Origin of the sequence: Reyranella sp. (genome assembly GCF_044224635.1) — a bacterium.
Lineage (GTDB): Bacteria > Pseudomonadota > Alphaproteobacteria > Reyranellales > Reyranellaceae > Reyranella.
This window is the reverse complement of sequence record NZ_JBGAKA010000002.1, coordinates 155,132-175,113: the sequence shown is the minus strand read 5'-3', so window position 1 is coordinate 175,113 and position 19,982 is coordinate 155,132. Positions and strand designations below refer to the sequence as shown.

The following is a 19,982-nucleotide window of genomic DNA, read 5'->3' as shown; positions in this document are numbered from 1 at the left end:
TCGTCCTGAGCGCAGCGAAGGACCTCATCGCCGTGGCCACGGGCGTGCCTTTGAGCTTCCGGCGATGAGATCCTTCGCTGCGCTCAAGATGACATGGGAGGCCTCTGCCGTGATCATTATCTCCGATCGGTTGACATTGCCGCGGGTCCTTCCTAATTCTTAACCGCTGAGTTAAGTAACATCCGCGAGCGTCATGCTGAAGATCCTCGGATACGTCGTGCTGGTCATCCTGGTCGCGATCGCCGGCGTCCTGGCCTATGCCTCGACCAAGCCCGACAGCTTTCGCGTCGAGCGCTCGGTGAGCATCGATGCGCCGGCCGATCGCATCCAGCCGTTGATCGCCGATTTCCGGCGGTGGGCCGACTGGTCCCCTTACGAGAAGAAGGATCCGGGGATGAAGCGCTCGTTCGGCAACATCACCGCCGGCAAGGGCGCAACCTACGCCTGGGACGGCGACAACAATGTCGGGCAGGGCAGCATGGAGATCCTCGAGGCGGCGCCGGCCAAGGTGGTCATCAAGCTCGATTTCCAGAAGCCGTTCGAGGCTCACAACACCGCCGAGTTCACCCTGAAGCCCAAGGGCGACGCGACTGACGTCACCTGGGCGATCCACGGCCCCAGCCCGCTGATCAGCAAGGTGGTGAGCCTGTTCATGAACATGGACACCATGATCGGCAAGGACTTCGAAGCGGGCCTCGCCAATCTCAAGGCGCTTGCCGAAAAGCGATAGTCGTTACGGAGGGAGTCATGAGCCAGCGGCGCGATGTCCGCGCGAGCCTTTTGTCGTCCCGCGTGCTGGCGACATTCCTGGCGCTGGTCCTCGTCCCCGCGATCGGCCACGGGCAGGCGGCGCCTTCCGACCTGCCGCCAGGGGTCTATCCTGCCGAACAGGACTACAAGCTTGCCCTGGCGGGAACCTATGCGCTCGATCCCGATCATGCCGCGGTCATCGCCCGCGTCTCGCACCTCGGCTACTCCTACAGCATCTTCCGGTTCGATCGGCTCGACGCCACGCTGACGTGGGATCCCGCCGACCCGAGCGGCGCGGCGCTGTCGGCCAAGGTCGAGGCTGCGTCGATCGCCTCCAACGTCAAGGGCTTCAGCGAACAGCTGGCCGGCGACAATTTCCTGAAGTCGAACGCCTTTCCCCAGGTAACGTTCGCTTCGACCGCCTTCCGGCAGACGGGGCCGCGCGCCGGCAAGGTCGACGGCACCCTGAGCCTGCTCGGCCATACCAAGCCGGTGACCTTCGATGTCGAGCTGGTCGGCGCCGGCAAGGGCCTGACCGGCCAGCCGCGCATCGGCGCCACCGCTCGCGCCAGCATCAACCCCGTCGAGTTCGGCCTGATGCCGCTGCTTGGGCCCTCGATCGAGATCGTGGCCGACGTCGAGTTCGTGAGGACGCCATGAACGGTCCAGCCCGCGCCACGAACATGATCGCGAAATCCGTGGCGGGCGAAGTGGTCGTCAGGCGCGACATCGCGGCGCCGCGGGCGCGCGTCTTCGCCGCATGGACCGACGAACGGCTGGCGGCGCGCTGGTGGGCGCCGCGCGACTTCACGCCGCTGTCCTGCACCATCGACCTGCGCCCCGGCGGTGTCTGGCATCGTCGCATGCGCGCGCCCGACGGGACGGTTGTCGTCAAGCACGGAGTCTATCGCGAGATTGCCGCGCCGGAGCGGCTGGTCTTCACCTACATGACCGAGGATGCGGACGGCGCGATCGATCGCGAGACATTGGTCACGGTGATCTTCGACGATTTGGGCGAGCGAACGCGCCTCACCTTGAGGCACACCGCGTTTGCGTCCGACGAGGCCCGGCTCGACCATCAGGCCGGCTGGACCGGATGTCTCGACAGATGTGCGGCGTTCTTCGAAGCAGCGTGCGACGCGGCATGAGCCGCGACGGACTTGACAACTCGCGGCGCCGTGGTGACACGCCGCAGGCATCCCTTCACGACACCGCGGCGTTACGGTTGCGACGGCGGCCATGGCACGTCGGGTCATGTCGATCCGGCGGAGACAGGTCGCGATCCCGCTGATCCACCGCATGAGGGACTGGCCGCAGGCGCCGAGCGTCTTCCGAGATTTCGGGACGGGCATCGACCAGACGATTGACGACCGAGAGGACCGAAAGGAGCGAAAGATGAACGTGCAGCCCTACCTGTTTTTCGACGGCAAGTGCGAGGAGGCCCTGGAATTCTACAAGAGCGCGATCGGCGCCAAGGTCGACATGATGATGCGCTTCAGCGAGGCCCCCGAAAAGCCGCCGGAGGGTACGATGCCGGCGGGGTCGGAAAAGAAAATCATGCATGCCTCCTTCAAGGTCGGCGACACGCAGATCATGGCGTCGGACGGTCACTGCGCCGGCAAGCCGTCCTTCCAAGGCTTCGGCCTCACGCTCAATGCGGCGAACGATGCCGAGGCCGACAGGCTGTTCAACGCCGTCGGCAAGGGCGGTCAGGTGCAGCAGCCGCTCACCAAGACCTTCTTCGCCTCGCGCTTCGGCATGGTCACCGACCGCTTCGGCGTGATGTGGATGGTGATTGCGGAGAAGAGCTGATCGAAAGGTTTCTCGCTGCGCTCGGGACGGCATTCTTGTCATCCCGAGCGCAACGAGCCTTGTCTCTTCGTAGCGTCGTCCTACGCCTTGTCGACGTTCGAGCTACGCAACGGCACGCCGAACTCGCGGCGGCAGACGTCGGCCAGCACGGCGATGCCCTGCCTGATTGTCTCCGGTTCCGGGTTGGCGAAGCAGAGGCGCAGGCGGCAGCGCGCATACTCCTTGTTGGTCGACCATTCCGGACCCGGATTGAGCGATACGCCAGCGGCGAGCGCCGCCTGGGCGAGCTTCACCGTGTCGACGTTGTCGGGCAGCTTGATCCAGAGGTAGATGCCGCCTGGCGGGTCGCCGAACTCGGCGGCGGTGCCGAATTGCTCGGCCAGCGCCTCGCGCAGGGTCTGCAGCTTGCCGGCCAGCGTCTTGCTGAGTCGGGGCACGTGATCGGCGAAATGCTGCTTGCAGAACTCGGCCAGCACCATCTGCTCCAGCGCGCCGGAGCCGGCATCCTGCTTCAGGCCGAGGATGCGGCTCAGGATCTCCCACTTGGCGACGATGTAGCCGACGCGCAGCGCCGGCGCGATCGACTTGGAGAACGAGCCGATATGGATAACGCCTTCGCCGCCGGCCATCGCATAGAGCGAGGGCGGTCGCTTGCCGCTCCACACCAAGTCGGAATAGCACTCGTCCTCGAAGATCATGACGCCGTATGCGCGGGCGATCTTCAGCAGCTCGGCGCGGCGCGCTTCGCCCATGATGGCGCCCGTCGGATTCTGCACCGTCGGGATGGTGTAGATGTATTTCGGCGTCACGCCCTTCTGCTTCAGCTCTTCGAGCTTCTGCTTCAGGATGTCGAGCCGCAGCCCCTCGTCGTCGAGTGGGATGCCGATCGTGTTGACGCCGAGCTTGACCAGCTTGGTCAGCGCGCCGCCGTATGTCTCCTGCTCGATCAGCACGGTGTCACCCTTGCCGAGCAGCAGGGAGTTGACCAGCTCAAGGCCCTGCATCGACCCCGATGTGATCAGGATCTCGTCCGGTGAGCAGTCGATGCCGGCATGGCCCTTGAGCTTGCCGGCCAGGAAGTCGCGCAGCGGGCGATAGCCCAATGGTCCGCTGTTCAGGCCGTAGGTCGCGAGCGTCGCGCCCTCGCGCTTGAGCACGGCCGTCGCCGCCGCGATCAGCGCGTCGACCGGCACGTGCTTGGCGTCGTTGTGGCCGCCGATGAAATTGTACCGGGGAAAGCCGTTCCATTTGACGGCCGGCGGCGGCGTGCCGGGCGCCAGCAGGGGAGCAAGATCGAATGCGGCGGTCATGGCGGTTCCTCTTTTACTGTGACCCATTGCTGGGCCAACGACCGCCGATTCGCAACCGATTTTGGTCAGCTCTGGGTCACCGCGCGGAACGAACGGGCATCCGCCATGGCCCAGGGCTGCATCCAGCGCGGCGGCGCGGTGCCGGCGACCAGGGCGCCCTCGGGCAGCGCCGGATAGAGCTCGGCGAAGGTGATGACCTCGCTGGCCGAGACGCGGCGCGAGATATGGATCGGCTTGAAATCGTTGGGATGGTCGAGACCTGCCGCCGCGGTCATCTCGGCCAGCTCGTGCAGGGTCGCATGATGGAAATTGACCACGCGCTGCATCTTGTCGGGAACGTCGAGGGCGCGCTGGCGCGTCGGATCCTGCGTCGCCACCCCGGTCGGGCAGCGATCGGTGTGGCAGGACTGCGACTGGATGCAGCCGACGGCGAACATGAAGCCGCGTGCGGCGTTGCACCAGTCGGCACCCAGCGCCATGGTGCGGACGATGTCGAACGCGGTGATGATCTTGCCGGCAGCGCCGATCTTGATGCGCTGGCGCACCCCGATCCCGACCAGGGCATTGTTCACGAAATAGAGACCCTGGCGCATCGGCTTGCCGATGTGATCGACGAACTCCATCGGCGCCGCACCGGTGCCGCCTTCCTTGCCGTCGACGACGATGAAGTCGGGATAGATGTCGGTCTCGAGCATCGCCTTGCAGATGGCGAGGAATTCCCATTCGTGACCGATGCAGAGCTTGAAGCCGGCCGGCTTGCCGCCGCTCAGCCGTCGCATCTCGGCGACGAAGCGCATCATCTCGACCGGCGTCGAGAAGGCCGAATGCCGCGACGGCGAGATGCAGTCCTCACCGATCGGCACGCCCCGGGTCGCGGAAATCTCCGGGCTTACCTTCGGAGCGGGCAGGACGCCTCCATGGCCCGGCTTGGCACCCTGGCTGAGCTTCAGCTCGACCATCTTGACCTGCGGATTGGCCGCTGCCGCCGCGAACTTCTCGGGCGAGAAGGTGCCGTCGGGATTGCGGGCGCCGAAATAGCCCGAACCGAGCTCCCAGATGATGTCGCCGCCGCCCTCGCGATGATACGGGCTGTAGCCGCCTTCGCCGGTATCGTGAGCGAAGTTGCCGAGCCGGGCGCCCCCGTTCAGGGCGCGGATGGCGTTGGCGCTGAGCGCGCCGAAGCTCATCGCCGAGATGTTGAAGACCGAGGCGGAGTAAGGCTGCGTGCACTCCGGCCCGCCGACCGTGATCCGGAAATGCTCGTCGCTGACCGGCGCCGGGGCGATCGAATGGTTCATCCATTCGTAGCCGACACTGTAGACGTCGTACTGGGTTCCGAAGGGCCGCACATCGAGCACCTTCTTGGCGCGCTGGTAGACCACTGCGCGGCGGTCGCGGCTGAACGGCGTGCCGTCCTTCTCGCCTTCAAAGAAGTACTGACGCATCTCCGGCCGGATCGCCTCGAAGATGAAGCGCAGATGCGCCGCGATCGGGTAGTTGCGCAGGATCGAATGATGCTTCTGGACCAGGTCGTAGATGCCGACGGCGATCAGGAAGATCGCGATGTAGAGGCCGAGATGGAGCAGGAACGACCGCGGATCGAACACCAACCCGATCGCGAACGCGACCAGCGCCAGCGCCGACAACGTGAGTGTGATGAAGCGTGGCGTGAAAGCGAGCATCAGAGGGGGCATCGGTTCCTCATTTTGGACGAACATCGGCCAGGCGGGCATCGGGTTGCGCGAGCTTGCCGCTTCGCATCAGGCGCACGGCTTGCACCAGTGAGCGTGCGGCGTTGCGGACTTCCAGCTCGATCTCCTTGGCCATCGCGGGATCCTTGCCCTGGGTGGTCGTCGGATCGGGGTTGCCGCCGTCGGCGCATACCAGGCGATCCATCATCGCCTTCAGCCCCGACGGCGCCTGATACCAGCTCACCGGTGTCACGATCATGACGCCGTGCACGGCCACCCACGCCGCATCGATGATCCTGTCGATCTCTGCCTGCAGGCCCTCGAAGGCGGGATCGACGAAGCGCTCGCGCGCCCGCCGCGTGAACTCGGCCTTGGTGAGCGCGCTGCTCGGCATGCCCTTCCGGACTCTTGTCTTGGCCATGGCGGCCGTCCTCCCTTGGAGGGAGGATAGCGCAAATTGGTCGCTGGGTGCGCGCGACGCTCCTTCTTGTCATCCTGAGCGCAGCGAAGGATCTCATTGCCAGTAGTTGCAGAGTACACTGGTGGTGAGCGGCGATAAGGTCCTTCGCTGAGCTCGGGACGACAGAGATTGAGGTGGCGCCCAACGCCGAGCCTGCCCTACGTCCGTTCGAACGACACGCTCTTGATCACGGCGAACACCTGCCCACCGGGCGCCAGGGCCAGGCGCTGCACCGACTTGGCGGTGATGCGCGAGACCAGGATGGCGCCGTGGCAGTCCAGCCTGACGTCGGCCTGCGCGCCGTTCGCGGTGGCGGCGATCTCGACGATCCGGCCAGGCAGCACGTTGAGTGCGCTCACCGCGTCAGGCGGCCGGAGCGACAGCATGACGTCGCGGGCGCGGATGTAGGCGCGCACGGCGGTGCCCGGCGCGGCTTGCAGGCGCGGCACCTGCAGCTCGCCCGCCGCCGTCGCCAGAACCGAAAGCTGAAAGGCCCCGTCGTGACGAGTCACGGTGGCGTCGAGCACGCTGCCGACATCGGCCGGATCGGCCAGCGATAGCACGTCGCCGACCGGGCCGACGGCCGTCACCCTGCCCTCGCTCAGCAGCACCACCGTCGTGGCGAGGCGCGCCACCTCGGCGACGGAATGGCTGACATAGAGGATCGGCACGCCTGCCTCGTCGCGTAGCCGTTCGATGTAGGGCAGGATCTCGGCGCGCCGCGCCTCGTCGAGCGAGGCCAGCGGCTCGTCCATCAGTAGCAGACGCGGCCAGGAGAGCAGGGCGCGGCCGATCGCGACCCGCTGCTTCTCGCCGCCCGACAGCGAGGCTGGCCGCCGGTCGAGCAGGTGGCCGATGCCCAGCAGGTTGACCACCGAGGCGAGGTCGGCCTTGGCGCCGCCGCCGTCATCGCGGCCGAACCAGCGCCCGTAAAGCAAGTTGCGACGCACGTTGAAATGCGGGAACAGGCGGCTATCCTGGAACACGTAGCCGATGTGGCGGCGATGGCGCGGGATGAACACGCCCTTCTCCGTGTCGACCAGCGCCTTGCCGTCGATGACGACCCGTCCGCGATCGGGCCGCACCAGGCCGCCGACGATGTCGACCAGGGTGGTCTTGCCCGAGCCGGAGCGGCCGAACAGCGCCGTCAGGCCGGGCGCGGCCGTGAAGCGCGCCGTGAGACGGAAGCTGCCGCGCGCATGCTCGACGTCGACCTCGAGGCTCATGCCGCCATTTGCCGGACGCCGATGCGCCGCGCCAGCAGCTCCGAGCCGAGCAGCGCCATCATCGAGATGGCGATCGACACCAGGGTGAGGCGGAAGGCGCCGGCGTCGCCGCCGGGGACCTGGGTGAAGGTGTAGATCAGCGACGGCAGGGTCTGGGTCTCGCCAGGGATGTTGGACACGAAGGTGATGGTCGCGCCGAACTCGCCCATCGCCTTGGCGAAGCACAGGATGGCGCCGGCGATCATGCCGGGCAGGCAAAGCGGCAGGGTGATGGTGGCGAACACCAGGAACGGATGGGCGCCGAGCGTGCCCGCGGCCGATTCGAGCCGATGGTCGACGGCCTCGATCGAGAGACGGATGGCGCGCACCATCAGGGGGAAGCCCATGATGCCGCAAGCCAGCGCGGCGCCGGTCCAGCGGAACGCGAACACGATGCCGAGTTCCTCGGCCAGGAAGGCGCCGACCGGCGCCTTGCGGCCGAACGAGATCAGCAGCAGGTAGCCGGTCACCACCGGCGGCAGGATCAGCGGCAGGTGGACCAGCGTGTCGAGCAGGCCCTTGCCCCAGAAGCGGCCGCGCGCCAGCAGCCAGGCGATGGCGACGCCGAACGGCAGGCTGGCCGCGGTCGCGGTGGTCGCGACCAGCAGGCTCAGCCTGACCGCCGTCCACTCCTCGGGCGTCATGTCGCCGAGTTCGACCGCACCAGCACCGTGAAGCCCTGCTTCTCGAACGCCGTGCGCGCCTTGGCGCTGCGCAGGAAGTCGAGGAACGCCTTGGCATCGGCGTTCGTGGAGTCCTTGGTCAGAGCCGCCGGGTAGATGATCGGCGGATGCGAGTCGGCGGGAAAGGCGCCGACGATCTTGACATTCGGCTCGGCCGCCGCGTCGGTGGCATAGACGATGCCGAGCGGCGTCTCGCCGCGGGCCACCAGCAGCAGCGCAGCGCGCACGTTCTCGGCCTGCGCCAGGTGATCCTTGACGTCGGCCCAGGCGCCGAGTTTCTCCAGCGCGGCCTTGCCGTACTTGCCGACCGGCACCGAATCGACATTGGCCATCGACAGGCGTCCGCCGGCCAGCGCCTTGGCGAGATCGGCGCCCTTGATCTCGACCGTCGTGAGCTTCGAGTCCTTCGGCGCTATCAGCACGATCTTGTTGCCGAGCAGATTGAAGCGGCTGTCGGTCTTGATCAGGGTCTTGCCCTGGACGTAGTCCATCCAGTCGAGGTCGGCTGAGATGAACAGGTCGGCCGGCGCGCCCTGCTCCATCTGCTTGGCGAGGGCAGAACTCGCTGCATAGGAGATCTTGGGCATCGGCCTGCCGGTGTCCTTCGACCAGGTCGTCGCAATCTCGTCGAGCGCGTTCTTCAGGCTCGCCGCGGCGAAAATCACGACGTTGCTCTGAGCGAACGCTACATTCGGGAGCAACGACACGGCGAGCGCCAAGCCGAGCCAACTCCGTCTCTTCAACATACCAGCCTCCAAATCAGGGAGCCGATATACTCGACTGGACATATCGCTTCGTCCAGAGCTTGTTTGCAGCGAGTGTGAGACGTCGCAGCCCGACGGCCACAATGAGCAGCAGCGAGGCGATCAGCACCTTGTGCGCCGGGCGCGGCGCCAGATCGGGATCGAGGTAGGCCTCGAGGGCGCGCGACGGGTCGATGCCGTTCACCAGCCAATACCATCCCGCTTCGAAGACCACGGTCGCCAGGGTCGCGCCGACCGCCAGCAGGGCGAGACCGAGATAGCGCGTGCGCAGCTTCGCCGGCAGCACGCGCCACAGCATCAGCCAGGCGAACAGGCCGGCGGCGAAGGCCGGCTCGCCGATCTTGACCTTGGACTGGATGAAGAAATGGATCAGGGCGACGAAGGCGGCGGGATAGATCAGCCAGTGCAGCCGCTTCCAGTTGCGCCGCAGCCGCCGCTGCCAGCGGTCGGTCGAGGTGACGGCGAGCGCGATCAGCACCAGCAGCACGGCGAAGCCGATCGTCAGGTAGAACCGCTTGACGATCTCGTTGGCGACGACGATCAGGTTCCACTTCTGATCCAGCACGTAGATCAGGAAATGCGCACCGGCGTAGAGCGCCGACGCCACGCCGATGCGGCGACGGATCTGCACCAGCGGCATCCAGTCGAACAGCGCCCGCGCCGGCGTCATGGCGAGCGACAGCAGCAGGAAGATGACGGCCCAGTCGCCGGTCGCATGGGTTGCCAGTGTCACCGGCCGCGGATCGAGATCGCCATTGTACCAGCGCCACGCAAGCTCGACCGCGGGCAGGCAGAGCCCGACCAGGGTGACGAGGCGTAGCCAGAAGACTTTTTGCTGAATGGTCACGCTGGATACTTAGGGGATCGGGCGCTCGCGCAAACGTCAAACTTGCGTCATCGGGATGTGTGCGACGTGAAAGGTGGCCCTCGCAAGGCCACCAACCTCATGCTGAGGAGCGCCGCAGAGCGCGTCTCGAAGCATGGGCAACAGACACCTTGCCTGATCCCATCCTTCGAGACGGCCGCTGCGCGGCCTCCTCAGGATGAGGACATTGTTGGTTGGTGAAAGTCGGGGAGGGGAATACCCAACCTCACCTCTGGTTCCCGAACAGCAGCCGGTAGGTGCCGATGGTCGGTGCGGCTGTCACGCCGAAGGGCCGCAGGCGGGCAAGCGAGAAGGTGGTTCGCGCCGCCACCCCGACGGCGCTTGCGTCGGAGCCTTCGATCAGCACGACCCATTCGACCTCGTCGGCGCGCGGACGATCCATGCTGGCGTCGCGCAAGGGCGCGTTGGCAATCTCGATGTCGTTCTCGCCGGCGGACGCGCCGACCAGGCCCGGGCGTGCGATCGCCTTGGGCAGGGCGGTATCCCTCAGCCACTCCGTCAGGGCGTTGCGCTCGCGCGGGTTGGGAATGAAGCGCACCGCCGTCAGAACGCCGCCCACGCCGTGCGTCAGATCAACCTGCAGGCGCAGCGTCAACCGGTTGAAGCGCGTGAAGCGGCCCGTGACCGCCGCGGTCCATGGCGTCGGGTTGGCCAGCAGGTGAAGGTAGCCCGGCGTGGCGAGATCGTCGGCGCTGTCGCATTCGTAAGTCGCGAGGTACTTCGGCGAGCCGCGCACCGCGACATAGCGGCGCGCGCGATGGAAGCCCGGCAGGTTTATGCGCTCGTCGATGTGCTCGCGATTGTACCATTCATTGAGGTCGCGCTCGTCACGCGCCGTGACCTCGGAGTAGACGACGAGCATTCCCTTGCCGTGGAGGGGCATGATTTCATCCCGCTGTTGGCCATCCGCTAGTCTATGCTGCCGTCCCACGGAGGGGAGCACCATGAAAATCGCCAAGATCGAGGATCTTCATTGCAACGCCGGCTGGCGCGACTTCTCGTTCCTAAAGATCACCACAGACGACGGGCTGGTCGGCTGGTCAGAGTACAACGAGGGCTATGGCAGTGCCGGCATCACCGCCGTCATCCGGCGCATGGCGCAGGATCTGATCGGCCAGGATCCGCGGCCGATCGAGCGCATCATGACGCGGCAATATGCCATCACCCGCCAGGCGCCGGGCGGCCTCAATCAGCAGGCGATGGCGGCGGTCGAGAACGCGCTGCTCGACGTCAAGGCCAAGGCGCTGGGCATCCCGGTCTACGCCATGTTCGGCGGGCCGGTGCGCGATCGCCTGCCGCTCTACTGGTCGCATTGCGGCAGCTACCGCTTCCGCAACGCCGACGTGATGGGCGTCGAGCCGGTGCGCTCGGCCGATGACCTGGTGAAGCTCGGCAAGCATGTGAAGGAGCGCGGCTTCAAGGCGCTCAAGACCAACATCTTCCGCTTCGATGTCGATCCGCCCAACATGCATCAGCCAGGCTTCGCGCGCGGGCCGGGCTGGCCCGAGCTCAATGTCGACAACGCCACGATCGATGCCATCCACAATGGCCTGTCGGCGTTTCGCCAGGGCGCCGGGCCGGAGATGGGAATCCTCCTCGACACCAACTTCAACTTCAAGACCGAGGGCTATATCAAGGTGGCGCGCGCTTGCGAGCGCTACAATTTGTTCTGGCTGGAGATCGATTCCTACGATCCCGAGGGCCTGCGCCTGATCCGCGACCGCGCGCCCATGCCGATCGCCTCGTGCGAATCGCTGTTCGGCCGCCGCCAGTTCCGGCCATTCTTCGAGAACCGGTCGATCGACGTGTCGATCATCGACGTGCCGTGGAACGGCATGCTGGAATCCTTCAAGATCGCGGCCATGGCCGAACCGTACGAGATCAATTGCGCGCCACACAATTTCTACGGCCACATGTCGACGCTGATGAGCGCCAACCTTTGCGCCACAATGCCGAACTTCCGTATCATGGAAATCGATATCGACGACGTGCCCTGGAAGGACGATCTGGTCACGCATCCGCCGGTCATCCAGAATGGCGAATTGATCGTGCCCACCCGGCCCGGCTGGGGCGCCGACATCAACGAGGAGGCGGTCAAGGCACATCCGCCGAAGAACCCGCATCCGTGAGGGGAAACAACATGGTCTACGAGCTTCGCTGCTACACCCTGGCGCCCGGCAAGATGCCGGAATACCTGCGTGCCGCCGAGACGATCGGCCGGCCGGTGCGCGGCAACAACTACGGCGTCAACCACGGCTACTGGACGGCCGAGTTCGGCGCCCTGAACCAGATCTGGCATCTCTGGAAGTACGACAGCCTCAACGACCGCGAACGGCTGCGCGTCGAGCTGATGAAAAACAAGGACTGGACGGACAAGTACGTCGCGACCATCCGGCCCTGGATCCAGCGCCAGGACCTGCGCGTGATGAACGCGGTGGTCGACATCAAGCCGTCCGACGGCACGACCGGCAACGTCTACGAGCTGCGCATCTACCGCACCGTGCTGGGCGGCGCCCAGCAGTACGGCAAGGATTTCCTCGAGGTGAAGGAAGCGCGCGAGAAGTACTCGCCGATCTGGGGCGCCTGGACGGGCGAGTTCCCGCAGCCCAACGAGTGGATTCACCTGTGGCGCTACAAGAACCTGCAGGAGCGCTTCGAGGCGCGCGGCGCGGCGATGAAGGATCCCGCCTGGCAGGCCTATCTCGCCAAGGGCCCGGCGAAGCTCGCCGAGATGCACTCGACGCTGCTGCTGCCGACGAATTATTCGCCGCTGAAATAGTCTCTTCGCCTCCCCAGCGTCATCGCTGGGGAGGTGTCGCCGTCAGACGGCGACGGAGGGGTCATGAGCACCACCACTGAGGCTCATGACCCCTCCGTCCGCGAAGACGCGGACACCTCCCCAGCGGAGCTGGGGAGGATTGTGATCTTTGGAGTAGCCCATGGATTCGTACGACGACACCGCGCTCGCCCTGATGAAGTTCGGCGTCGGCCAGCCGGTGCCGCGCAAGGAGGATCCGACCCTGCTGCGCGGCCAGGGGCGCTACACCGATGACATCAACCTGTCAGGCCAGGCCTACGCCGTCATGGTGCGCAGCCGGATCGCGCACGGTCTCCTGAAGGGCATCGACACGGCGGCAGCCTCGACGATGCCCGGCGTGCTGGCGGTCCTGACCAGCGCCGAGCTCGACGCCGCGGGCTTCGGCCCGCTCAAATGTCCGATGAACATCCCTCAGCGCGACGGCTCGCCGATGAAGACGCCGCCCAGGCCGTCGCTTGCCAAGGGCAAGGTGCGCTTCGTGGGCGAAGCGGTAGCCTGCGTCGTGGCCGAGACGGCGCTGCAGGCCAAGGACGCCGTCGAGGCGGTCGAGCTCGACATCGAGGAGCTGCCGGCGGTGACCAGCCCGGCCGAGGCGTTGGCCTCCGGCGCACCGCAGATCCACGACGGCGTGCCCGGCAATCTGGCGCTCGACTTCCACTATGGTGACGGCGAGGCGGTGGAGAAGGCGTTCGCCGAGGCGGCGCACGTGACTCGGCTGGAAATCGTGTCCAACCGCATCGTCGTCAATCCGATGGAGCCGCGCTCGGCGATCGGCAGCTACGATCCGGCAAGCCAGCGCTGGACGCTCAATGTCGGCTGCCAAGGCGTGATCGGCCTGCGCGGCGGCTTGGCGCGCGACGTGCTCGGCGTGACGCCCGACAAGGTGCGGGTGCTGACCGGCAATGTCGGGGGCTCGTTCGGCATGAAATCGCAGGTCTATCCCGAGTACGGCCCGCTGCTGCTGGCGAGCAAGCAACTCGGTAGGCCGGTGAAATGGACCGACGAGCGTTCCGAGAGTTTCTTGAGCGACCATCACGGCCGCGACCATCAGCGCATCGCCGAGCTGGCGCTCGACAAGGACGGAAATTTCCTTGCGGTCCGGCTCACCGGCACGGGCAATGCCGGCGCCTACATCTATCCGCCGATGCCGGCGACCACCAATGCGGTGAAGAACATCATCGACGTGTATCGTACGTCCGCGATGGAGGTGAACTCCAAGGTGGTGTTCACCAACACCACGCCGATCGGTGCCTATCGCGGTGCCGGCCGCCCCGAGGGCAACTACTACATGGAGCGGCTGATCGACACGGCGGCGCGCGAGATGGGCATCGACCGGGCAGAGCTGCGCCGTCGCAATCACATCGGCCCGACACAAATGCCGTACAAGGCGCCGTCGGGCATGAACTACGATTCGGGCGAGTTCACCACCGTGCTCGACAAGGCGCTGCAGGCCGCCGACTGGGCAGGCTTCGACAGGCGCAGGCAGGAGAGCGCGGCGCGCAACAAGCTGCGTGGCCGCGGCATCGGCTCCTACCTCGAGGTGACGGGACCGCCGGCCAAGGAATATGGCGGCATCCGCTTCGAGGCCGACGGCACGGTGACCATGCTGAGCGGCACCCTCGACTATGGCCAGGGTCACGCCACGCCGTTCGCCCAGGTGCTGAGCGCCAAGACCGGCATCCCGTTCGAGCGCCTGCGCCTGCTGCAGGGCGATTCCGACCAGCTCAAGGTCGGCGGCGGCACCGGCGGCTCGAAGTCGGCGCTGGTCGCCAGCCAGGCTTTCCTCGAGGCCGGCGACATCCTGATCGAGCAGGGCAGGCAGATCGCCGCCCACGTGCTCGAGGCGTCGGCCGTCGACATCGAGTTCATGCACGGCCGCTTCACCATTGCCGGCACCGACCGCGGCATCGGCATCATGGAGCTGGCCGACAAGCTGCGCTCGGGTCTCACCTTGCCGCCTGATGTGCCGCAATCGCTCGACGTCAGCCACATCTCCGACAACCCGCCGTTCTCGTTCCCCAACGGCTGCCACGTCGCCGAGGTCGAGATCGACCGCGACACCGGCACGATCGAGGTGGTGCGCTATTTCATGGTCAACGACTTCGGCACGGTCATCAATCCGATGCTGACCGCCGGCCAGGCCCATGGCGGTGTCATCCAGGGCATCGGCCAGGCGCTGATGGAGCGCACGATCTATGACGGGCAGGGCCAGCCGATCGCCGGCTCCTTCATGGACTACGCGATGCCGCGCGCCGCGGACGCCCCGGACTTCTCGATCGAGAACCATTCGGTGCCCTGCAAAACCAACCTTTTGGGCGTCAAAGGCTGCGGCGAAGCCGGCTGCGCCGGCGCTCTGCCGTCGGTCATGAACGCCGTGGTCGATGCGCTGAGCGAATTCGGCATCACCCACATCGACATGCCGGTGACCCCGGAGAAGGTGTGGCGGGTGCTGAACGGGAAGGCTTGAAGCTTCTTCGCTGGGGGCGCGCCACTGAAGTGGCGCGCCCCCAGCGAAAGATCCCTCGCCACGCTCGAGATGACAAAGAAACTGTCATCCCGAGCGCAGCGAGGGATCTTTGTTCGGCGATCGCGACTCCTGTCGCTATAGTGCTTCCCGTCCCCCGATGCCTGCCGCGACGTGACCTTTGCCAGCTTCATCATCCAGCTCCTGAACGGGCTGGCAGCTGCGTCGTCGCTGTTCCTGGTGTCGGCCGGGCTGTCGCTGATCTTCGGCGTCACGCGGATCGTCAATTTTGCGCATGGCTCGCTCTACATGCTGGGGTTGTACGGCGCCTACAGCCTGATCGAGGCGCTGGGGCGGACGCCGCTGGGATTCTGGACCTCGGTCGTGCTCGCGGCGCTCCTCGTCGGCGTCGCCGGGGTGCTGATCGAGGTGCTGGTGCTGCGCCGCATCTACAAGGCGCCCGAGCTGTTCCAGCTGCTCGCCACCTTCGCCGTCGTCCTGGTGATCAAGGACATCGCGCTGTTCGTGTGGGGCGCCGAGGACCTGGTCGGCCCGCGCGCGCCCGGCCTGTCGATGGCGGTCGAGATCCTGGGCCGGCGCATCCCCGCCTATGACCTGCTGCTGATCGCCATCGGACCCGTGGTGCTGCTGGCGCTGTGGCTGCTGCTCACCCGCACGCGCTGGGGCGCGCTGGTGCGGGCGGCGACCCAGGATCGCGAGATGGTGGGGGCGCTGGGCGTCGACCAGGCCCGGCTGTTCACCTCGGTCTTCTTCGTCGGCTCGGTGCTGGCGGGCCTGGGTGGCGCGCTGCAGATCCCGCGCGAGCCGGCCAATCTCGAGCTCGACCTCTCCGTCATCGCCGACGCCTTCGTCGTCACCGTGGTCGGTGGCCTGGGCAGCATCGGCGGGGCGTTCCTGGCCGCCGTGCTGATCGGCGTCGCCAAGGCGTTCTGCATCGGCGTCGGCACCGTGCATTGGTTCGGCGTCGAGATCGCCTTCTCCAAGCTCACCCTGGTGGTCGAGTTCCTGATCATGGCGCTGGTCCTGGTGGTGCGGCCGTTCGGCCTGCTTGGCCGGCCGCCGGCGACGCAGCGCCTTGCCGCCGATCCGGCACCGCCGCTCGCCGTGCCGTCCTGGACCTTCGCCCTGGTGTGGCTGGCGCTGCTGCTCGCCGTGCCGCTCATCGCCGATCGCTACGTCACCATCCTGCTGACCGACATCTTCTGCTTCGCCCTGTTCGCCGTCAGTCTGCATTTCATCATGGGGCCGGCCGGCATGGTGTCGTTCGGCCATGCCGCGTACTTCGGGCTGGGCGCCTACGCCGCCGGCTTGGCTCTGAAGCGCGGCGGCCTGCCGATGGAGGCAGCGCTCGTGCTGGCGCCGTTCGTCGCCGGCGCCTTCGCCCTGGTCTATGGCTGGTTCTGCGTCAGGCTGAGCGGCGTCTACCTCGCCATGCTGACGCTGGCCTTCGCCCAGATCAGCTGGTCGATCGTCTTCCAGTGGGATTCCGTCACCGGCGGCAGCAATGGCGTGTTCGGCGTCTGGCCGTCGCCGTGGCTCGCCGGCAAGACCGTCTACTATTACCTGGCGCTGGTCTTCTGCGGCCGGGCTGTCGCTGATCTTCGGCGTCACGCGGATCGTCAATTTTGCGCATGGCTCGCTCTACATGCTGGGGTTGTACGGCGCCTACAGCCTGATCGAGGCGCTGGGGCGGACGCCGCTGGGATTCTGGACCTCGGTCGTGCTGGCGGCGCTCCTCGTCGGCGTGGCCGGGGTGCTGATCGAGGTGCTGGTGCTGCGGCGCATCTACAAGGCGCCCGAGCTGTTCCAGCTGCTTGCCACCTTCGCGATCGTGCTGGTGATCAAGGACATCGCGCTGTTCGTGTGGGGCGCCGAGGACCTGGTCGGCCCGCGCGCCCCCGGCCTGTCGATGGCCGTCGAGATCCTGAGCCGGCGCATCCCGGCCTACGACCTGCTGCTGATCGCCATCGGGCCCGTGGTGCTGTTGGCGCTGTGGCTGCTGCTCACCCGCACGCGCTGGGGCGCGCTGGTGCGGGCGGCGACGCAGGATCGCGAGATGGTGGGCGCGCTGGGCGTCGACCAGACCAGGCTCTTCACCTCTGTGTTCTTCGTTGGCGCGTTGCTGGCGGGCCTGGGCGGCGCGCTCCAGATCCCGCGCGAGCCGGCCAACCTCGAGCTCGACCTCTCCGTCATCGCCGACGCCTTCGTCGTCACTGTGGTCGGCGGGCTGGGCAGCATCGGCGGGGCGTTCCTCGCCGCCGTCCTGATCGGCGTCGCCAAGGCGTTCTGCATCGGCGTCGGCACGGTGCACTGGTTCGGCGTCGAGATCGCCTTCTCCAAGCTCACGCTGGTGGTCGAGTTCCTGATCATGGCGCTGGTCCTGGTGGTGCGGCCGTTCGGCCTGCTGGGCCGGCCGCCGGCGACCCAGCGCATCGCCGCCGATCCGGCGCCGCCGCTCGCCGTGCCGTCCTGGACCTTCGCCCTGGTCTGGCTGGCGCTGCTGGTGGTCGTGCCACTCCTCGCCGACCGCTACGTCACCATCCTGCTGACCGACATCTTCTGCTTCGCCCTGTTCGCGGTCAGCCTGCATTTCATCATGGGGCCGGCCGGCATGGTGTCGTTCGGCCATGCCGCGTACTTCGGGCTGGGCGCCTATGCCGCCGGCCTGCTGCTGAAGCGCGGCGGCCTGCCCATGGAGGCGGCGCTGGTGCTGGCACCGTTCGTCGCCGGCGCCTTTGCCCTGGTCTATGGCTGGTTCTGCGTCAGGCTGAGCGGCGTCTACCTCGCCATGCTGACCCTCGCCTTCGCCCAGATCAGCTGGTCGATCGTCTTCCAGTGGGATTCCGTCACCGGCGGCAGCAATGGCGTGTTCGGCGTCTGGCCGTCGCCGTGGCTCGCCGGCAAGACCGTCTACTATTACCTGGCGCTGGTCTTCTGCGGCGCGGGCATTGCATTGCTCTGGCGCGTGCTGTTCTCCCCGTTCGGCTACGCGCTGCGCGCCGGCCGCGATTCGCCCTTGCGCGCCGAGGCGATCGGCATCGACCTGCGCCGCTTCCAGTGGAGCGCCTTCGTGCTGGTGGGCGTGCTGGCTGGGCTCGCCGGCGCCGTCTTCGCCTTCTCCAAGGGCAGCATCTCGCCCGCCACCATCTCGATCGCGCAATCGACCGACGGGCTGATCATGGTGCTGCTGGGCGGCGTCGAGACGCTGACCGGGCCGGTCGCCGGGGCGGCGATCTTCACCTGGCTGCGCGACGAGGTCGCGCGGCGAACCGAGTTCTGGCGCGCCGTCATGGGCATCGTCATCCTGCTGATCGTGCTGCTCTTCCCTCAAGGCCTGGTCGGCGGTCTCAAGGCGCTGGTGATGCGCCTTCGCGAGCGGCCGGCATGAGCGCCAATCGGGCCTGCAAAGAAGCGAGTGCTGCAGTCGTGACGACACCGCTGTCATCCCGAGCAAGGCGCTTGCTTCGCAAGCGCCGTAAGCGAGGGACCTTTGAGGCCGCAGAAAAGGTCCCTCGCTGCGCTCGGGATGACATCGAGTCTGGATCGGCCATTCGCCTGCAAGCCCTTGGCTTGCGCGAGGCGCAGCCGTGAGCGCGGTGCTGCAGGTCGAGGGGCTGCACAAGTCGTTCGGCGGCGTGCAGGCGGTGGCCGACGTCTCCTTCGCCGTCGACGCCGGCGAGCTTCTGGCGCTGATCGGTCCCAACGGCGCTGGCAAGAGCACCTGCTTCAACATGCTGAACGGCCAGCTCGCGCCCGATAACGGCATCGTGCGCCTGGGCGGCCGCGACATCGTCGGCATGAGCCCACGCGCGATCTGGCGGCTGGGCGTCGGCCGCACCTTCCAGATCACCGCCACCTTCGCCTCGCTGTCGGTGCGCGAGAACGTGCAGATGGCGCTCTACTCCCATGCCGGCCGCCTGCGCTCGCTGCTGTCGCGCTTCGGCGCGGCGTTCCGGCCGGAGGCGGATCAGCTGCTCGACCAGGTCGGCATGCTCGACCAGGCCGAGCGTGCCTGTGGCGTGCTGGCCTATGGCGATCTCAAGCGGGTCGAGCTCGCCATGGCGCTCGCCAACCAGCCGCGGCTCCTGCTGATGGACGAGCCGACCGCCGGCATGGCGCCCAAGGAGCGCGTGGCGCTGATGGCCCTGACCGCGGGGCTGGCGCGGGCGCGCAACATCGCCGTGCTGTTCACCGAGCACGACATGGATGTCGTGTTCGGCCAGGCCGACCGCGTCATCGTGCTCGATCGCGGCGCGCTGATCGCCGGCGGCACGCCCGAGGCGGTGCGCGCCAACGACCAGGTCCGGGCGGTCTATCTCGGCGGCACCCACTGATGCTCACGGTCAGGGACCTGCATGCCTATTACGGCCGCGCCCACATCCTGCACGGCGTGACGCTCGAGGCGCGCGCCGGCGAGGTGGTGGCGCTGCTTGGCCGTAACGGCGCCGGCAAGTCGACGACGCTGAAGACGATCATGGGCCTGGTGCCGGCGGTCGCGGGCGAGGTGAGCTTTGGCGATGTGCGCATCGAGCGCCTGCCGCCGCATCGCATCGCCCGGCTCGGCCTCGGCTACGTGCCGGAGGAGCGCCGCATCTTCACCGACCTCTCGGTGATGGAGAATCTGGTCGTCGGCCGGCAGGCGCCGCGCGAGGGCGCGCCGAGCTGGAGCGAGGACAAGCTGTTCGCGCTGTTCCCCAATCTTGCCCGCATGCGCGAGCGGCCGGGCGGGCGCATGTCGGGCGGCGAGCAGCAGATGCTCACCATCGCCCGCACCCTGATGGGCAACCCGCGCTGCGTGCTGCTCGACGAGCCGTCGGAAGGGCTGGCGCCGATCATCGTCGAGCAGATGGCGAATTCGATCCGCACCTTGAAGGGCGAGGGCCTGTCGGTGCTGCTGTGCGAGCAGAACCTGCATTTCGCGCTGGGCGTGGCCGACCGCGCCTACATCATCGAGAAAGGCGAGATCCGCTTCGGCGGCTCGATGGCCGAGCTGGCAGCGGACGCCGGCCTCAGAGAGCAGTATCTGTCGGTGTAAGCATGGTGAATCGACTTCCGTTC

The 19,982-nt window shown here is 67.0% G+C and carries 17 protein-coding genes and 2 pseudogenes; 11 read left to right on the top strand and 8 right to left on the bottom strand.

Features of this window, described 5'->3' with window-relative positions:
* Positions 1–193 precede the first annotated feature (193 nt).
* The 4 genes from ACILR9_RS02595 to ACILR9_RS02580 all read left to right on the top strand — a co-directional run bounded on the left by ACILR9_RS02595 (position 194) and on the right by ACILR9_RS02580 (position 2,562).
* A complete protein-coding gene (locus ACILR9_RS02595; RefSeq protein WP_395708322.1) occupies positions 194–730 on the top strand; it encodes an SRPBCC family protein in 537 nt (178 codons plus the stop codon).
* Positions 731–747: 17 nt separating this feature from the next.
* Positions 748–1,410: a YceI family protein gene (locus tag ACILR9_RS02590; protein ID WP_395708321.1), complete on the top strand. Its 663-nt coding sequence runs from the start codon at positions 748–750 to the stop codon at positions 1,408–1,410.
* Complete coding sequence (locus ACILR9_RS02585) at positions 1,407–1,898, top strand: SRPBCC domain-containing protein (RefSeq protein WP_395708320.1); 492 nt, start codon at positions 1,407–1,409, stop codon at positions 1,896–1,898. The genes ACILR9_RS02590 and ACILR9_RS02585 overlap by 4 nt, the downstream gene beginning before the upstream one ends.
* Positions 1,899–2,145: 247 nt before the next feature.
* Positions 2,146–2,562: a VOC family protein gene (locus tag ACILR9_RS02580; protein WP_395708319.1), complete on the top strand. Its 417-nt coding sequence runs from the start codon at positions 2,146–2,148 to the stop codon at positions 2,560–2,562.
* Between the two features lie 80 nt (positions 2,563–2,642).
* Here the strand turns inward: ACILR9_RS02580 and ACILR9_RS02575 are convergent, their stop codons facing one another.
* From ACILR9_RS02575 to ACILR9_RS02540, 8 genes and pseudogenes are all read right to left on the bottom strand, one after another.
* Positions 2,643–3,872, bottom strand: a complete 1,230-nt coding sequence (locus ACILR9_RS02575; protein ID WP_395708318.1) for a PLP-dependent aminotransferase family protein — start codon at positions 3,870–3,872, stop codon at positions 2,643–2,645.
* A gap of 65 nt (positions 3,873–3,937) precedes the next feature.
* Positions 3,938–5,566: an FMN-binding glutamate synthase family protein gene (locus ACILR9_RS02570; RefSeq protein WP_395708317.1), complete on the bottom strand. Its 1,629-nt coding sequence runs from the start codon at positions 5,564–5,566 to the stop codon at positions 3,938–3,940.
* Positions 5,567–5,573: 7 nt separating this feature from the next.
* Positions 5,574–5,843, bottom strand: a pseudogene (locus tag ACILR9_RS02565) (hypothetical protein); the annotation flags it as partial.
* Positions 5,844–6,181: 338 nt separating this feature from the next.
* Positions 6,182–7,249 carry a molybdenum ABC transporter ATP-binding protein gene (gene modC / locus ACILR9_RS02560; RefSeq protein WP_395708316.1) on the bottom strand — a complete coding sequence of 356 codons (1,068 nt, stop codon included), beginning with the start codon at positions 7,247–7,249 and terminating at the stop codon, positions 6,182–6,184.
* Complete coding sequence (modB, locus tag ACILR9_RS02555) at positions 7,246–7,932, bottom strand: molybdate ABC transporter permease subunit (protein ID WP_395708315.1); 687 nt, start codon at positions 7,930–7,932, stop codon at positions 7,246–7,248. The genes modC and modB overlap by 4 nt, the downstream gene beginning before the upstream one ends.
* A complete protein-coding gene (gene modA / locus ACILR9_RS02550; protein ID WP_395708314.1) occupies positions 7,929–8,717 on the bottom strand; it encodes a molybdate ABC transporter substrate-binding protein in 789 nt (262 codons plus the stop codon). Before modA ends, modB begins: the two co-directional genes overlap by 4 nt.
* 13 nt (positions 8,718–8,730) lie before the next feature.
* The gene (locus tag ACILR9_RS02545; protein WP_395708313.1) at positions 8,731–9,582 is read right to left on the bottom strand and encodes a sulfite oxidase heme-binding subunit YedZ; all 852 of its coding nucleotides are present in this window, start codon (positions 9,580–9,582) and stop codon (positions 8,731–8,733) included.
* A 244-nt stretch (positions 9,583–9,826) separates the two neighbouring features.
* Positions 9,827–10,504 carry a hypothetical protein gene (locus ACILR9_RS02540; protein ID WP_395708312.1) on the bottom strand — a complete coding sequence of 226 codons (678 nt, stop codon included), beginning with the start codon at positions 10,502–10,504 and terminating at the stop codon, positions 9,827–9,829.
* Between the two features lie 61 nt (positions 10,505–10,565).
* On the opposite strand from ACILR9_RS02540, the gene ACILR9_RS02535 reads away from it, so the two are divergent.
* The 7 genes and pseudogenes from ACILR9_RS02535 (at position 10,566) to ACILR9_RS02505 (ending at position 19,959) form a co-directional block, all read left to right on the top strand.
* Entirely contained in the window at positions 10,566–11,750 is a 1,185-nt protein-coding gene (locus ACILR9_RS02535; RefSeq protein WP_395708311.1) for a mandelate racemase/muconate lactonizing enzyme family protein, read from the top strand.
* Positions 11,751–11,761: 11 nt separating this feature from the next.
* The gene (locus ACILR9_RS02530) at positions 11,762–12,400 is read left to right on the top strand and encodes an NIPSNAP family protein (protein ID WP_395708310.1); all 639 of its coding nucleotides are present in this window, start codon (positions 11,762–11,764) and stop codon (positions 12,398–12,400) included.
* A 160-nt stretch (positions 12,401–12,560) separates the two neighbouring features.
* Positions 12,561–14,906 (top strand): xanthine dehydrogenase family protein molybdopterin-binding subunit, encoded by a 2,346-nt coding sequence (locus ACILR9_RS02525; RefSeq protein WP_395708309.1) that lies wholly within the window; start codon positions 12,561–12,563, stop codon positions 14,904–14,906.
* Between the two features lie 171 nt (positions 14,907–15,077).
* Positions 15,078–16,427: pseudogene (locus tag ACILR9_RS02520) on the top strand (ABC transporter permease); the annotation flags it as partial.
* Positions 16,428–16,569: 142 nt separating this feature from the next.
* Positions 16,570–18,312, top strand: coding sequence for an ABC transporter permease (locus ACILR9_RS02515; RefSeq protein WP_395708308.1), 1,743 nt, complete (start codon positions 16,570–16,572; stop codon positions 18,310–18,312).
* Between the two features lie 199 nt (positions 18,313–18,511).
* Positions 18,512–19,258, top strand: coding sequence for an ABC transporter ATP-binding protein (locus ACILR9_RS02510; protein ID WP_395708307.1), 747 nt, complete (start codon positions 18,512–18,514; stop codon positions 19,256–19,258).
* The gene (locus ACILR9_RS02505; RefSeq protein ID WP_395708509.1) at positions 19,255–19,959 is read left to right on the top strand and encodes an ABC transporter ATP-binding protein; all 705 of its coding nucleotides are present in this window, start codon (positions 19,255–19,257) and stop codon (positions 19,957–19,959) included. The genes ACILR9_RS02510 and ACILR9_RS02505 overlap by 4 nt, the downstream gene beginning before the upstream one ends.
* The last annotated feature ends 23 nt before the right edge of the window (positions 19,960–19,982 follow it).

What these genes read in the sequence shown, in the direction of transcription:
- ACILR9_RS02535 (WP_395708311.1), top strand. Translation starts at nt 10,566, where the DNA reads ATGAAAATCGCCAAGATCGAGGATCTTCATTGCAACGCCGGCTGGCGC.
- ACILR9_RS02590 (WP_395708321.1), top strand. Translation starts at nt 748, where the DNA reads ATGAGCCAGCGGCGCGATGTCCGCGCGAGCCTTTTGTCGTCCCGCGTG.
- ACILR9_RS02595 (WP_395708322.1), top strand. Translation starts at nt 194, where the DNA reads ATGCTGAAGATCCTCGGATACGTCGTGCTGGTCATCCTGGTCGCGATC.
- modA (WP_395708314.1), bottom strand. Translation starts at nt 8,717, where the DNA reads ATGTTGAAGAGACGGAGTTGGCTCGGCTTGGCGCTCGCCGTGTCGTTG.
- ACILR9_RS02580 (WP_395708319.1), top strand. Translation starts at nt 2,146, where the DNA reads ATGAACGTGCAGCCCTACCTGTTTTTCGACGGCAAGTGCGAGGAGGCC.
- ACILR9_RS02515 (WP_395708308.1), top strand. Translation starts at nt 16,570, where the DNA reads ATGCTGGGGTTGTACGGCGCCTACAGCCTGATCGAGGCGCTGGGGCGG.
- ACILR9_RS02575 (WP_395708318.1), bottom strand. Translation starts at nt 3,872, where the DNA reads ATGACCGCCGCATTCGATCTTGCTCCCCTGCTGGCGCCCGGCACGCCG.
- ACILR9_RS02585 (WP_395708320.1), top strand. Translation starts at nt 1,407, where the DNA reads ATGAACGGTCCAGCCCGCGCCACGAACATGATCGCGAAATCCGTGGCG.
- modB (WP_395708315.1), bottom strand. Translation starts at nt 7,932, where the DNA reads ATGACGCCCGAGGAGTGGACGGCGGTCAGGCTGAGCCTGCTGGTCGCG.
- ACILR9_RS02530 (WP_395708310.1), top strand. Translation starts at nt 11,762, where the DNA reads ATGGTCTACGAGCTTCGCTGCTACACCCTGGCGCCCGGCAAGATGCCG.
- ACILR9_RS02540 (WP_395708312.1), bottom strand. Translation starts at nt 10,504, where the DNA reads ATGCCCCTCCACGGCAAGGGAATGCTCGTCGTCTACTCCGAGGTCACG.
- ACILR9_RS02525 (WP_395708309.1), top strand. Translation starts at nt 12,561, where the DNA reads ATGGATTCGTACGACGACACCGCGCTCGCCCTGATGAAGTTCGGCGTC.
- modC (WP_395708316.1), bottom strand. Translation starts at nt 7,249, where the DNA reads ATGAGCCTCGAGGTCGACGTCGAGCATGCGCGCGGCAGCTTCCGTCTC.
- ACILR9_RS02570 (WP_395708317.1), bottom strand. Translation starts at nt 5,566, where the DNA reads ATGCCCCCTCTGATGCTCGCTTTCACGCCACGCTTCATCACACTCACG.